Below are 13,882 nucleotides of genomic sequence, written 5' to 3'. Positions count from 1 at the left end.
CGCCCGGCCGCCGATGCGGGCGGCCGGGCGGAGGGGTGGACGGAGGTTTTACCCGTCCACCTCGTACCGGCCGGTCTCCAGGAAGTACCGCAGCTCCTCGGGCGTTCCGTCGATGACCTCCTCGGCCGCCGCGCGCAGCGCGTCGCTGATGCCGGGGTCGGCCAGCATGCGCGCGACGGCGACGCGGTCGTCCTCGGCCTGGGCGAGGCGGTGGCCGGTTTCGAGGAAGGCGCGGGCGGCTTCCGGGGTGCCCGCTTCGAGGGCTTCGGTGGCTTCGCGCTTGACGCCCTTGCCGGAGTCGGGGTCGGCGAGGATGCGGAAGATGGCGACGCGGTCGTCTTCGAACTGGGCGAGGCGGTGGCCGGTTTCGAGGAAGGCGCGGGCGGCTTCCGGGGTGCCTGCTTCGAGGGCTTCGGTGGCTTCGCGGATGACGCCCTTGCCGGAGTCGGGGTCGGCGAGGATGCGGAAGATGGCGACGCGGTCGTCCTCGAACTGGGCGAGGCGGTAGCCGGTCTTCAGGAACTCACGCATGTCCTCCACGGTGCCGTCGAGGGCTTCGCTCGCCTCCCGCTCGACACCCCTGCCGGAGTCCGGGTCGTCCAGGATGCGGGCGATGGCGAAGCGGAGCTCCTCCTCCGACATCTCGTCCACCGGCGTGCCGGGGGCATCCGCCGCCGTCACGGCGACGGACGCCGGCGCCGCGTCCGAGGCGAAGGCCGGAGCGGTGAGGAGGAGGGCCGGCGTGAGCGCCGCAGCGGCCACCAGCAGAACACCGCGGGTCATTCTCATACATGAACCTGCCTTGTGGGTAAGGGACTTCACGGAAGGCGGCGATCGCCGCCCCGCGCACCCTCTCATCACTCCGGCCGGAGGATCACTGCCGGGGACAAGCAGTCCTGACGTCCCGTCATTGCCGGGTGGCGATGCCGGCGGACACGTCACCGCGCCGCGTGACGCGGCACCCGCCGCCCCGGACGCACCAGGGCCGTGCCTCCCCGGACGGGGGAGGCACGGCCCTGGTGGCGGTGTGCCGGGGGCGTTCGCCCTCAGTAGCGCGGGCGGTTGAACCAGGCGCTGCCCGCGGCGTTGCCGACGAACACGGCGATCAGGATCGCCAGCACCGTGTGGATCAGGCCCACGAGGATGAAGGGGTAGATGCCGAGGATGGCGGTGATGATGCCGAAGATCAGCGCGGTGATGCGGACGCCGTTGCCGCCCTTGCCGAACTTGAGGGCCAGCACGAGCGCGAACACGCCCCACGCCAGCGCGAACACGGTCAGACCCCAGAGCAGGCCGGACGAGTAGTCGGCGAGCTGCTCGAACGCGGGCTCCTCGCTCAGCGTCGGGTCGTTCTTCGCGGCCTCCACGCCCGCGGCACTGATCGCGAACAGCGCCACGCCGATGAGCTGCAGGCCCACGATGACCCACAGCAGCACGCGCGCGGTGCTCACCGTTCCCGGCATGGACGTCGGCACCGGGGCGCCGGGGTAGGCGCCCACCGGCGGCGCCGCCGGATAGCCGTACCCCTGCTGGGGCTGCTGGGGATAGCCGTAGCCGGGCGGCTGACCCTGCGGGGCACCATAGGGGTTGTTCGGGTCGCCGAAACTCATGGCGGTTCTTCCTCCGTTGCGCTTCAGGTGCGGGGACGACGCGAGGCTCGGCGCGGAGGAAGTTCTACAGATGCGGTCCGTCCCCCCGGTTCTGCCCGCGGCACTGTGTCCTCATCGTTCTTGACCCTTCCTTTTCTTGTCCAGGCGTAAGCCGTAGGTGTTGTGCAAGTGCAACCTCACGATCTTGGCCGGAAACGGGCGATACGTGATACGGGGGCGCCGCGGTCGCCCGGAATGCGGGCGGATTGGAACCAGGGCCCGGTCATCCGCGAGGATGGGGTCATGACCGCCCAGATTCTCGATGGCAAGGCCACCGCAGCAGAGATCAAGTCCGATCTGACCGCCCGCGTGGCGGCGCTGAAGGAGAAGGGCGTCACGCCCGGCCTCGGCACGATCCTCGTCGGGGAGGACCCCGGCAGCCAGAAGTACGTCGCCGGGAAGCACCGCGACTGCGCCCAGGTGGGCATCGCCTCCATCCAGCGCGAACTGCCGGGCACGGCCACGCAGGAGGAGATCGAGGCGGTCGTCCGCGAGCTGAACGAGGACCCCGCCTGCACCGGTTACATCGTCCAGCTGCCGCTGCCCAAGGGCATCGACGAGAACCGCATCCTCGAACTGATGGACCCGGACAAGGACGCCGACGGCCTCCACCCGATGAACCTCGGCCGTCTCGTCCTCAACGAGCCGGCCCCCCTGCCCTGCACCCCCAACGGCATCATCACCCTGCTGCGCCGCCACGGCGTGGAGATCAAGGGCGCCGAGGTCGTGGTCGTCGGCCGCGGCGTGACCATCGGGCGCCCGATGCCCCTGCTGCTGACCCGGCGCAGCGAGAACGCCACGGTGACCCAGTGCCACACCGGCACCCGTGATCTGGCGGCCCACCTCCGGCGCGCGGACATCATCGTGGCCGCCGCGGGCAGCGCCCACCTGATCCGTCCCGAGGACGTCAAGCCGGGCGCGGCCGTCCTCGACGTCGGCGTCTCCCGCAACGCCGAGGGCAAGATCGTGGGCGACGTCCACCCGGGCGTGGCCGAGGTGGCCGGCTGGGTCGCCCCGAACCCCGGCGGCGTCGGCCCGATGACCCGGGCCCAGCTGCTGGTCAACGTGGTCGAGGCGGCGGAGCGCAGTGTCGGCTGAGCGCAGCGCCCCGGACGCCGCCGAGGAGCGGGCCGAGGAGATCACGGTCCGCGATCCCGTCAGCGCGCCCGACGCCGAGGGCAGGCCGCGCCGCACCACCCGGCGGTTCCCCCTGTTCACCAGGGACACCGCGCGCCCCGAGGGCGGGGGCAGGGCGGCTCCCGGCGACGCCCCGGCGCCGGCCCGCCAGTGGCCGATCCTCTGCGTGCTGCTCACGGTCGGACTGGGGCTGCTGCTGACCGCGCTGGACCAGTTCCGGCTGGGCACGCTGCTGGTCGGCGTGGCCCTGCTGGCCGGGTCCGCGCTGCGCTGGCTGGTGCCGGACGTCGGCATGCTCGCGGTGCGCTCCCGCTTCACGGACATCGTCACGTACGGCGGGCTGGGCCTGGTGATCGTGCTGCTGGCGCTGATGGTGCAGCCGAATCCGCTGCTGGAGATCCCGTTCCTGAAGGACACGCTGCACTTCACGGTCGACAGCTAGCCGACGGCACTCCCGTGAACGGCGGCCCGTCCACACCCCCGTGAGAGGACGGGCCGCCGTCGTGCACCACACTCCTGCACCGTGGAGGGCCTGTTCAACGGCTGTCCGGCCGCTGTGGCACGGAAGTGACCATTCCGCTACGTCCCCCGGAATCCCCGTACGGGCCTGCGATGAGTCCGCATGTGACCGACCGGTGTCGATGTGTTGACAAACCGGCGGTGTACGGCGAAGTGGTGGGACAGTGGACCCGCGTGGGCAAACGGGACGGTCCGGACGTCCCGCGCGCAGGTGCCCGGTTCCGTTCGGTCGAGGGGGCGACCGGTGGGAGACTGGACCGCGAGTGAGCGGGCGTGCGACGGTGCCCGCCCGCGGCCCTGACGCTCCCGTGCGCCCCCGCCCCGGGAACTGAGATCCTGTCTGGCGGCATCCTCGTGGGTAGCCACAGCGAGGACTCGGCAAGGGGCACCATGCACAAGGGAACAACCAGCACCAACCGGGGGGAAGAGGGGGGAAGCGATGCCTCGTTGGAAGGCCTTGCCGGATGAGCTCGATCCGCAGATCAGGGAGTTCACCAGCCAGCTCAGGAGGGTCGTGGACCGCAGCGGCCTGAGCGTCGCGTCGGTCTCCGACCGCACGGGCTACAGCAAGACGTCCTGGGAGCGTTACCTGAACGGCCGGCTGCTCGCGCCCAAGGGCGCGATCGTGGCCCTGGCCGAGGTCACCGGGACCAACCCGATGCACCTCACCACCATGTGGGAGCTCGCCGAGCGTGCCTGGAGCCGCTCGGAGATGCGCCACGACATGACGATGGAGGCGATCCGGATCTCGCAGGCGCGCGCCGCGCTCAGCGAGTTCGCCGGTCCGTCCTCCGGCCCGGGCGGCGGACCCGCCCGCAAGGGCGGAGCCGCGGTCCGTCCGGGCGTCGCGGGGCCGGCCGGGGTCGTGCCGAGCGTGCCTCCGCAGCCGACCGCCTCGGACGTGCGCGACGCCACCGGCGGCGCGCGGGACGGTTCGTCCGGGACGAACTCCTGGGGGGTCGCCGCCCCCGCCGGGTCGCCGCAGCCGGGCCGGCGCGGTCCCGGAGCCGGGGCCGCGCCGCCCCCCGCGGGCGAGCGCACGCCGGGCGCGTACGGCGCACCGCCCCCGGGCGCCTCCGGCCACGGCGGCCCGGGCGGCTCCGGCGGCAAGCGGCGGACGTCGACGTTCATCGCGGGAGCGGTGGGGGCGCTGGTGCTGGTCGCCGCCGCGTTCTACGTCACCGGCACCGAGAACGACAAGAAGGAGGACGAGGCCCGCACCTCTCCCTCGCCCACCGCCACCGCCAGTGTCGATCTGCCCCCCGGCGTGAAGTGCAGCGGTGACGGCTGCGCGGGCAAGGACGCCGAGGCCATGGGGTGCAGCGGCGACCTGGTGACCACGACGGGGACCGCGGTCGTCGGCGCCACCACGGTGGAGGTCCGCTACAGCGAGACCTGCGCGGCGGCCTGGGGGCGCATCACGCAGGGCACGCAGGGGGACAGGGTCGAGATCGGCGCGGGCACGGCGAAGAAGCAGAGCGACAGCATCACCGCCGCCGGCGACACGGTCGCGTACACCCCGATGGTGCCGGTGGAGGACGCGGCGGACGCGAAGGCCTGCGCGGTCCTGGCCGCCACCGGCGAGAAGGGCTGCACCGAGTAGCGTCCCCGCGCCCGGTCCGGTACGCCACATATATGGGTCCATCCGAGCCCATATATGTGGGGGAACCATGGGGACGCGCATGATGCGGCGAAAGACGGGCACGCGAGAAGTAACCCCCACGGGAATCCGGCACGGTCGGTCCCCGACGGCGGCCGCCCCGTCCCCACCTCTCCCGGACGGAGCGGCCGCCCTTCACGCGGCCGCCCGGCCGTCCGCGTGTCCAGCCGCCCGCGTGTCCGCCGTCCGCGTGCCCGGACCGTCACTCTGTGGGGCGGGCCACAGGGAGCCCGACCCTCCGCTCCCGTGGATGCGCGATAGCCTGACCGCTGGATCTCTCTTGACGCCAAGAGATCGATCATTCGAATCGATGATCGATCATCGTGGTGGACGCCGGTCACGAGCCGGAGCGGGATCCCGCACCCCGGGGCAGGGACCGCCCCACCGCCAGCTGTCATACGGAGAACGCCATGACCCGCACTCCCGTGAACGTCACCGTCACCGGCGCGGCCGGCCAGATCGGTTACGCCCTGCTCTTCCGCATCGCCTCCGGCCAGCTGCTCGGCGCGGACGTGCCGGTCAAGCTGCGCCTGCTGGAGATCACCCCGGCGCTCAAGGCCGCCGAGGGCACCGCCATGGAGCTGGACGACTGCGCGTTCCCGCTCCTGCAGGGCATCGACATCACCGACGACCCGAACGTGGCCTTCGACGGCGCCAACGTCGGCCTCCTCGTGGGCGCCCGTCCGCGCACCAAGGGCATGGAGCGCGGTGACCTCCTCGAGGCCAACGGCGGCATCTTCAAGCCGCAGGGCCAGGCCATCAACGCCCACGCCGCGGACGACATCAAGGTCCTGGTCGTCGGCAACCCGGCCAACACCAACGCCCTGATCGCCCAGGCCGCCGCCCCGGACGTCCCCGCCGAGCGGTTCACCGCCATGACCCGCCTGGACCACAACCGCGCGCTGACCCAGCTGTCGAAGAAGACCGGCGTCCCGGTCTCGGAGATCAAGAAGCTGACGATCTGGGGCAACCACTCCGCCACCCAGTACCCCGACATCTTCCACGCCACGGTCGCCGGCAAGAACGCCGCCGAGACCGTGAACGACGAGAAGTGGCTGGCCGAGGAGTTCATCCCGACCGTCGCCAAGCGCGGTGCCGCGATCATCGAGGCCCGTGGCGCCTCGTCGGCCGCCTCCGCCGCCAACGCCGCCATCGACCACGTGTACACCTGGGTCAACGGCACCGCCGACGGCGACTGGGCCTCCATGGGCATCCCGTCGGACGGCTCCTACGGCGTCCCGGAGGGCCTGATCTCCTCCTTCCCGGTCACCGTGAAGGACGGGAAGTACGAGATCGTCCAGGGTCTGGAGATCAACGAGTTCTCCCGCGCCCGCATCGACGCCTCCGTCAAGGAGCTCGAGGAGGAGCGCGAGGCGGTCCGCGGCCTCGGCCTCATCTGATCCGACCCCATGCCTTCGCGGGGCCCCGTGCCGGTTCGTCCGGCGCGGGGCCCCGCGCGTGCCTGGGCCCGTACGCGACCGCTCCCGACAATCCGGTTCGCCGCGACGCCCGCTTCCCCTATGCTGATCCCCCGTCACTCTGAGTCTCGGTGACGTCGATCCGCGTATCGGGGGATTCGCGTGAGCACCGCACACGTGCCGCAGCAACCACAGCACACCGGCCCGGCGTCGCCGTCCGACCCGCCGCCCACACCACCGCACGCCAGCGAGGCGTCCCGCCTGCTGTGCGCGGGCGTCTACCTGGACTCCGACTACCGCGACCAGGTCATCGAGCAGCTGTACCTCAACGAGCAGCGCGTCGTCGCGCCCTCGCTCGGCTTCGACGCCGCCCGCGTCCTCGCGCACGCGCTGCGCGCCCGGCGCCGGGAACTGCTCTGGGCGACGGCCGTCCTCGGGCTGTGGGTGGTGGGCGTACCGCTCAGCGGCGGCCTGCTCGCCCTCTTCCTGTGGTCCAGCCTGCTGCTGGCCGTCGCGCCCCTGCTGCGCGGGCGGGCCGCGCAGCCGCCCTGGTACCGCCGGCTCGCCGCGTTCCTGGCGCGCTGGAGCGGCCGTGTCCTCACCGGGTTCGCCCTACTGACGCTGGGCACGGTCGCCTTCGGCGGCGGCGCGGACGACGGCTCCGGGTACGACTCCCCGTACGACTCCGGCGAAGGCGACGCGCTGGAGTCGCTCACCGACTCCTTCGCGACCCTGGCCGAACCGTGGCAGGCCTGGTTCGGGCTCGGCGTGCTCGTCTGCGTCGGCCTGTGCACGGCGGCCCGGCGCGACCAGTTCGCCCGCGTCCTCGCCGCCGAACTCTCCCCGCGGCGCTTCCCGGACGCCGCCGGCGACCCCGCCGAGCAGGCCGAGGGGCAGCGGTTCCGGCGGCTGACGCACCGCATCCGGCTGGAACAGCACACGCCGCTGGTCATGTACCACGAGGCGCGCCCGTTCTGCGGGGCGGGCGCGGCGTACGACACCTGGGTGCTCGCCGTGGAACTGCGGCCGGACGAGGAGCGCGAGCAGCAGCCGCTCGGCAACCGCGCGATCCTCGACCGGATCCGGCCGCTGCTGGAGCAGCTGCGCGTGCCCGCCGAGTACGCGGGCCCCGGCGTACGGGACCGGCTGCGCCGTCTGGAGATCGACGAGTGCGTGTTCCTGCCCGTCGAAGGGCTCCTCACCCGCGACCAGGCGCCCTACGGCCCGGCGGAGTTCGAGCAGCACCGGGGGCGGGCCGTCGAGGAGGGCGGCGAGAAGCGCCGGCACTTCCTGCGCATCCGCGTCGGCGGCTGGGAGGAGGAACTGGTCGTCACGGTCTTCGTGCGCGTCCACACGCAGGGCCGGATGCTCATGCTGGAGATCGCCCCGCACGTGCTGACGCCGGTCCGCGCGGACTTCAAGGACGCCGACCGCACCTCGCACCGGTTGCGCCACGACAACGCGCTGGGCCGGATCGCCGGCGCCGCCGTCCTGGTGCCCGGCTCCGCGGGCCGCTCACTGGTGACGCTCGGCCGGGGCGCGGTGTACGCGTGGCGGCTGCTGACCGGCGGACACGCGCACGCGCTGCCCGACGGGCCGGCCCTCTCGGTGCGGGAGCTGGCCGCGGCGCCCGCCGGGTCCACCTTCCAGGAGATGGACGTCGCCCGCTACCTCAGGAGCGTCCAGGACCGCATCGGACGCGGGGTGCGGCTGGCGCTGGCCGAAGCCGGCTACGAGACCGGCGAGTTCGTGCAGAAGATCGTCAACATCAGCAACGGCGCGGTGCACATCGGCCGCGCCGACAACTCCTCGTTCGCCTTCGGTGACCACGCCCGCGCCGAGACCACGACCGGCGGCGCCCAGCCGCAGAAGGGATCCGACTAGCGATGGCACCCGACGAGCCCAACGTCAGCATCGGCCGCGCCGACAACTCCTCCTTCGCCTTCGGCGACCACGCCCGCGCCGAGACCCGCAACACCGCCCCCGCGCCGCGCGACGAGTCCGCCGAGCGGCTGCTGGCGGCCGTGCGGGAACTCCGCGGCGACCTGGCCCGGCTGCGGGAGAACGAACAGGCCGCGCGGCTGGACGAGACCCTCGCCGAGACCGAGGAGGAGATCGCCCGGACCGGAACGGCCGGTGAGGGCCGCCTCCGGCGGCTGCGGGAGGTGCTCACGGACGCCCAGAACATCCTGACGCTGTTCGCGTCGGCGGGGGCCGTCGCCGGACTGCTGGGAATGTGAGAGGAACGCGATGAACGGGGGACGGCGGTACTGGAACGAGGACGCCCAGCGCTGGGAGGACGGCGGCGACGGCGCCGCACCGGTCACGCCGCCGCCCCCGCCGCGCCCGGAGTTCCTGCCCTCCGCGCCGGACGCGCCGACGGGCGCGGCGCCTGCGCCGGACGACGTGCCGACGGGCCGCATACCGGCGCCCGCCGCGGCGCCCGGCGCCCGGTCCGGCCCCGAGCTGCCGCCCGGCGCCGTCCGGCCCGCCGGCCGGGGTCCCGGCCGGCGGCTCCTGTGGGGCGTGCTGGGCGGGGCCGCCGCGGCCGGGGCCGCCGTGGCGCTGGTGCTGACGCAGGTCGTCGACGACGGCGCGGCGGACGGCGGGCCCGGCTCCCGCGACGACCACGCGGCCACCTCCGGCCCGGCGTCGGCCGGCGACGTGACCCCCGGCCCCCCGGACGCGGGCACGGCCGCCGCCGGACCCACCGGCGGTGTCACCGGCTCCCCGTCCGGCCGGGCGTCCGGGCTCCCCGCCGACTACGAGCTCCACACCGACGCCGAGGGCTTCACCGTCGCCCGCCCGCCGGGCTGGACGCGCGAGGCGGTGGCCTCCCGGCACGGCATGGACGTCGTCAGCTACCGCAGCGCCGACGGCCTCCGCCGCCTCCAGGTGTACGAGGTCGCGGAGTCCTCCCCCGAGGAGTCCTTCGACCTGTTCCTGTCCGACAGCACGCCGAAGGCCGAGGGCTTTGAGAAGGTCGCCCTGGAGCGGGTCGAGGAGGGCGGCGCCCTCGGGCTGCGGCTGGAGTACCGGGCCGACTCCCTGCGGGGCGAGCCGGAGGTCGGCAGCTGGCACGTCCAGGACGTGCGCTTCCGCGCGCCGGGCGACGGCAAGGTGTACGCGATCGCCGCGTACGGCCCGCCCACCGACGGCATCGACCCCGAACTGCACCTGGCGCTGACGGCCGTCGCCCACTTCTGCCCCCCGGACACCACCTGTGAGCGGGGCTGACCCGAGCTCCCCGGACGAATCCGAGCCCTCTCCCCTGTCCCGCCCCCGTGTTCCGTGACCCGGAGCGCTCCGGAGGAACCTCGACGCGTACGCCGCGCGGACCACCCGGATCCAGCGGTTCGCCCGGGGGAGGAGCCCTTCCCGCTCCCTGGTTCACCACTCCGTGCTGCCCGGGGGGATCCGGCGGCCGACCATCAGCCGGTTCCAGCTGTTGACGGCGGTGATCAGCGCGACGAGGTGGGCGAGCCGGACGGGGTCGAAGTGCCCGGCCGCCCGCTCGTACACCTCGTCGGGCACGAATCCCCCGGTCAGCACCGTGACCGCCTCGGTCAGCTCCAGCGCGGCCCGCTCCCGCGCGTCGAAGACGTCGTCCCCGGCCTCCTCCCAGGCGTCCAGGAGATCGAGCTGCGCCGCGCGCACCGCCCCGCCCCCGCGGGCGAGGCCCAGGTGCAGGTCGAGGCAGAACGCGCAGTGGTTGAGCTGCGAGGCACGGACCTGGACCAGCTCGGCCAGCCCGGGATCGCCGAGCCCCTTCCCGGCGGCGGCGCTCAGGGCCCGCAGCGCGCCGCGGACACCGGCGTCGAGGCGGGTCGTACGAGCCGTCACGCGTGCTGTCCCGGCGTGTAGTGGCCCGGAGTCATGCGGCACGTCACACCGAACCGGTTCCACGCGTTGATCACCGTGATCGCGGCGATGAGCTGTGCCAGCTCCGCCTCCTCGAAGTGCTTGGCGGCCGTCTCGTACACCTCGTCGGGCACGAACCCTTCCGTCAGCACCGTGACGGCCTCCGTCAGCTCCAGCGCCGCGAGCTCCTTCTCCGTGTAGAAGTGCCGCGACTCCTCCCAGGCGCTGAGCTGGACGATCCGCTCGACGCTCTCGCCCGCCGCGAGCGCGTCCTTGGTGTGCATGTCCAGGCAGAAGGCACAGTGGTTGAGCTGCGAGGCGCGGATCTTCACCAGCTCGCCCAGCCTGGGGTCGAGACCCCTGCGGGCGGCGGCGTCCAGCCGGATCATCGCCTTGTAGACCTCGGGCGCGTGCTCGGCCCACTCCAGCCGCACGGGCGGTTCGGCGGCGTACGTCGGGTTCGTTCCGGTGTCGGTCATGCCTCGACCCTAGGAGCCGGGCATCCCAGGAGTATGGTCCATTTCCATGGCGGACCGCTGGGCCACTTTCGGCATCGACCTCCACCTCGAACCGACCGGCCCCGGGCTGCGCCGAGGCCTGACCGACGCCCTGCGCGAGGCCGTCCGCACCGGCCGGCTCACTCCCGGCACCCGGCTGCCCTCCTCCCGCTCCCTCGCCGCCGACCTGGGCATCGCCCGCAACACCGTCGCCGACGCCTACGCCGACCTGGCCGCCGAGGGCTGGCTCACCGCACGGCAGGGCTCCGGGACCCGGGTCGCCGACCGCGGGCCGGCCCGCCCGCCGGCCACCTCGCCGGCCCCGCGCCGGGCACCCGGCCGGCTCGCCCACGACCTCGTCCCCGGCACCCCCGACCTCGCCTCCTTCCCCCGCGCCGAATGGCTCAGGGCCACCCGCCGCGCCCTCGCCGCCGCCCCCCACGACGCCCTCGGCTACGGCGACCCGCGCGGCCGCCCCGAACTGCGCACGGCGCTCGCGGACTACGTGGCGCGGGCCCGGGGGGTGCGCGCCGACCCGGACCACCTCGTCGTCTGCTCGGGCTTCGCCCACGGCCTCCGGCTCCTCTGCGAGGTCCTGCGCGCCCGCGGCGCCCGCACCCTCGCCGTGGAGTCCTACGGCCTGGACGTCCACTGGGACCTGGCCGCCCGCGCCGGCCTGACCACCGTCCCGCTCCCCTTCGACTCCCTCGGCACCCGCGCGCAGGACCCGGGCGACGCCGACGCGGTACTGCTCAGCCCGGCGCACCAGTTCCCGCTGGGCGGCGCCCTGCGGCCGGAGCGCCGCTCCGCCGTCGTCGACTGGGCGCGCCGCACCGGCGGACTGATCCTGGAGGACGACTACGACGGCGAGTTCCGCTACGACCGGCAGTCCGTCGGGGCGCTCCAGAACCTCGACCCCGACCACGTGGCCTACCTCGGCACGGCCAGCAAGTCCCTCGCCCCCGGCCTGCGCCTCGGCTGGATGGTCCTGCCCCCGTCCCTGGTCCCGGCCGCCGTCGCCCACGGCGGCGGCCACTCCGTGAGCGTCCTCGAACAGCTCACCCTCGCCGAGTTCCTCACCTCCGGCGCCTACGACCGCCACGTCCGCGCCGCCCGCCTGCGCTACCGCCGCCGCCGCGACTCCCTGGTCGAGTCCCTCGCCACCCGGGCCCCCGACGTCCGGATCACCGGCATCGCGGCCGGTCTGCACGCGGTCCTCCGGCTCCCGGCCGGCACCGAGCGCTCCGTGGTCCAGGCCGCCACCTGGCAGAACCTCGCCGTCCACGGCCTCTCCCGCTTCCGCCACCCCGCCGCCGGCACCGCGGCGGGCGACGCCCTGGTGGTCGGCTACGCCACCCCGCCGGACCACGCCTGGGCGAGCACCCTGGAGGCCCTGTGCAGGGCGCTGCCCTGACGCGCCAAGCCGACATACGGCGTCAAGGGGCACAAACGGACGGCCGGGGAGTGCTGTCGGCAGGGGGCTCCCGCGCGCGGCGCGCGGACGGTCTCTAGGCTGTCCGCCGCGAGCTGGGAGAGGTGACCCGGGGGAGTGCGAGGGGGAGTGAAGGACATGGCGGAGACACGGCGGCGGCTGCGGTCCAGCACGGTGGTGCTCGGAGGGATGGGGGTGCTCGCCGCGGCGCTGTCGGCGTGCGGGTCGGACCCGGACCGGCGGTGCGTGGACCGGGACAGCTACGACCACCTCAACGGCTACAAGATCGTCGCCGACAAGAACTGCGACTCCTCCAAGGCGGCCTCCGGCTCCCTCCGCAAGGGCGGCACGTCCCGTGTGGACGCCGACTGGTACTACGACGCCGACGTCAGCAACGGCTACGCCGACTACGGCACCTTCAGCCGCAGCGAGGCCGTCGACCGGGGCGGCTTCGGCTGCTCGGGTTCCGGCAGCGGCGGCGGCTGAGCGGATCATGGAACGGCGTACGACCGAGCCCCGCCCCGGCTGGCAGGAGACCGTCGAGGAACAGGGACTCATCTATCCGCTCACCCGCCACCCGGACGGCTCCCTGCGCCCCTACTGGGACGAGAGCGCCTACTACGTCTTCGGCCTGGACGAGGTCGAGGCGCTGGAGGAGGTCGTCGAGGAACTGCACCGCATGTGCCTCGCGGCGGCCGAGCACATCGTCACCGCCGACCGCTTCGCCGACCTCGGCATCACCGACCCGCGCATCGCCCGCCTGGTCGCCGAGGCCTGGCGGCGGCGCGCGGAACTCCCCTCCGTCTACGGCCGCTTCGACCTCCGCTACGACGGCACCGGCCCGGCGAAGCTCCTGGAGTACAACGCCGACACCCCGACCTCCCTGGTGGAGGCCGCCTCCCCCCAGTGGTTCTGGATGGAGGAGCGCTTCCCCGGCGCCGACCAGTGGAACTCCCTCCACGAACGCCTCGTCGAGGCATGGAGGAGACAGGCCGCCCTCCTCCCGCCGGGCAGCCCCCTGTACTTCGCCCACTCCTCCGCCGACGAGTACGGCGAGGACCTCATGACCGTCGCCTACCTCAAGGAGACCGCCGAACAGGCGGGCCTCGACACCGACTGGATCTCCATGGAGGAGATCGGCTGGGACCGCCTCTCCGGCCGCTTCGTCGACAACGGCCTCCGGTTCATCCGCAGCATCTTCAAGCTGTACCCCTGGGAGTGGCTCACCACCGACCGCTTCGCCGGTCATGTCCTCGCCACCCTCGACAACGGCGGCGGCACCGGCTCCACCCTGTGGATCGAACCCGCCTGGAAGATGCTGCTGAGCAACAAGGCCCTCCTGGCGATCCTGTGGGAGCTCCACCCCGGTCACCCCAACCTGCTGCCCGCCTACCTGGACGGCCCCCGCGAGCTGGCCCGCACCACGGGCTACGTCGCCAAGCCCCTGCTCGGCCGCGAGGGCGCCGGCGTGACGATCCACGAGCCGGGCGCCGGCCCCGTGCTCCGCGACGAGCCCTGCTGCTACCAGCAGCTCGCCCCGCTGCCCACCTTCGACGGCAACCACGTCGTCCTAGGCACCTGGGTGGTCGAGAACGAGTCCGCCGGCCTGGGCATCCGCGAGTCGTCGGGCCTGGTCACGGACGAATACGCCCGCTTCCTGCCCCATGTGATCCTGTAGCGCCCCGAAGGGGCGCGGGGCTGTGGCACAT

The 13,882-nt window shown here is 73.5% G+C and carries 14 protein-coding genes; 10 read left to right on the top strand and 4 right to left on the bottom strand.

The genetic code is table 11. From position 1 onward, the window contains the following. Window positions 1–48 precede the first annotated feature (48 nt). Window positions 49–789 carry an ALF repeat-containing protein gene (locus tag ACFY3N_RS02835; RefSeq protein ID WP_390814856.1) on the bottom strand — a complete coding sequence of 247 codons (741 nt, stop codon included), beginning with the start codon at window positions 787–789 and terminating at the stop codon, window positions 49–51. A 257-nt stretch (window positions 790–1,046) separates the two neighbouring features. Next, window positions 1,047–1,610: a hypothetical protein gene (locus ACFY3N_RS02830; RefSeq protein ID WP_390814855.1), complete on the bottom strand. Its 564-nt coding sequence runs from the start codon at window positions 1,608–1,610 to the stop codon at window positions 1,047–1,049. A 282-nt stretch (window positions 1,611–1,892) separates the two neighbouring features. On the opposite strand from ACFY3N_RS02830, the gene ACFY3N_RS02825 reads away from it, so the two are divergent. The 7 genes from ACFY3N_RS02825 to ACFY3N_RS02795 all read left to right on the top strand — a co-directional run bounded on the left by ACFY3N_RS02825 (window position 1,893) and on the right by ACFY3N_RS02795 (window position 9,620). Beyond that, window positions 1,893–2,747, top strand: coding sequence for a bifunctional methylenetetrahydrofolate dehydrogenase/methenyltetrahydrofolate cyclohydrolase (locus ACFY3N_RS02825; RefSeq protein ID WP_390814854.1), 855 nt, complete (start codon window positions 1,893–1,895; stop codon window positions 2,745–2,747). Further along, window positions 2,737–3,228 (top strand): DUF3017 domain-containing protein, encoded by a 492-nt coding sequence (locus ACFY3N_RS02820; protein ID WP_390814853.1) that lies wholly within the window; start codon window positions 2,737–2,739, stop codon window positions 3,226–3,228. The genes ACFY3N_RS02825 and ACFY3N_RS02820 overlap by 11 nt, the downstream gene beginning before the upstream one ends. 516 nt (window positions 3,229–3,744) lie before the next feature. Continuing rightward, complete coding sequence (locus ACFY3N_RS02815) at window positions 3,745–4,908, top strand: DUF2690 domain-containing protein (RefSeq protein WP_390814852.1); 1,164 nt, start codon at window positions 3,745–3,747, stop codon at window positions 4,906–4,908. Between the two features lie 467 nt (window positions 4,909–5,375). Continuing rightward, entirely contained in the window at window positions 5,376–6,365 is a 990-nt protein-coding gene (locus ACFY3N_RS02810; protein WP_390814851.1) for a malate dehydrogenase, read from the top strand. Between the two features lie 180 nt (window positions 6,366–6,545). Continuing rightward, window positions 6,546–8,267, top strand: coding sequence for a hypothetical protein (locus tag ACFY3N_RS02805; protein ID WP_390814850.1), 1,722 nt, complete (start codon window positions 6,546–6,548; stop codon window positions 8,265–8,267). 2 nt (window positions 8,268–8,269) lie between these two features. Beyond that, on the top strand, window positions 8,270–8,623 hold the full coding sequence (locus ACFY3N_RS02800) for a hypothetical protein (protein ID WP_390814849.1): 354 nt from the start codon (window positions 8,270–8,272) through the stop codon (window positions 8,621–8,623). Between the two features lie 10 nt (window positions 8,624–8,633). Next, window positions 8,634–9,620, top strand: coding sequence for a hypothetical protein (locus tag ACFY3N_RS02795; RefSeq protein ID WP_390814848.1), 987 nt, complete (start codon window positions 8,634–8,636; stop codon window positions 9,618–9,620). A gap of 153 nt (window positions 9,621–9,773) precedes the next feature. Here ACFY3N_RS02795 and ACFY3N_RS02790 read toward each other — a convergent pair whose 3' ends face one another. After that, window positions 9,774–10,226, bottom strand: coding sequence for a carboxymuconolactone decarboxylase family protein (locus tag ACFY3N_RS02790; protein ID WP_390814847.1), 453 nt, complete (start codon window positions 10,224–10,226; stop codon window positions 9,774–9,776). Further along, a complete protein-coding gene (locus ACFY3N_RS02785; protein ID WP_390814846.1) occupies window positions 10,223–10,723 on the bottom strand; it encodes a carboxymuconolactone decarboxylase family protein in 501 nt (166 codons plus the stop codon). The genes ACFY3N_RS02790 and ACFY3N_RS02785 overlap by 4 nt, the downstream gene beginning before the upstream one ends. A gap of 46 nt (window positions 10,724–10,769) precedes the next feature. Here ACFY3N_RS02785 and ACFY3N_RS02780 point away from each other — a divergent pair, with 46 nt between their 5' ends. From ACFY3N_RS02780 to ACFY3N_RS02770, 3 genes are all read left to right on the top strand, one after another. Beyond that, window positions 10,770–12,155 (top strand): PLP-dependent aminotransferase family protein, encoded by a 1,386-nt coding sequence (locus ACFY3N_RS02780; protein ID WP_390814845.1) that lies wholly within the window; start codon window positions 10,770–10,772, stop codon window positions 12,153–12,155. Between the two features lie 156 nt (window positions 12,156–12,311). Then, window positions 12,312–12,659: a hypothetical protein gene (locus ACFY3N_RS02775; protein WP_390814844.1), complete on the top strand. Its 348-nt coding sequence runs from the start codon at window positions 12,312–12,314 to the stop codon at window positions 12,657–12,659. Window positions 12,660–12,666: 7 nt separating this feature from the next. Next, a complete protein-coding gene (locus ACFY3N_RS02770; RefSeq protein WP_390814843.1) occupies window positions 12,667–13,851 on the top strand; it encodes a glutathionylspermidine synthase family protein in 1,185 nt (394 codons plus the stop codon). Window positions 13,852–13,882 lie beyond the last annotated feature (31 nt).

It is taken from the genome of Streptomyces sp. NPDC000348 (assembly GCF_042898795.1).
Taxonomy (GTDB): Bacteria; Actinomycetota; Actinomycetes; order Streptomycetales; family Streptomycetaceae; genus Streptomyces.
This window is presented reverse-complemented; position numbering and strand designations above follow the sequence as displayed.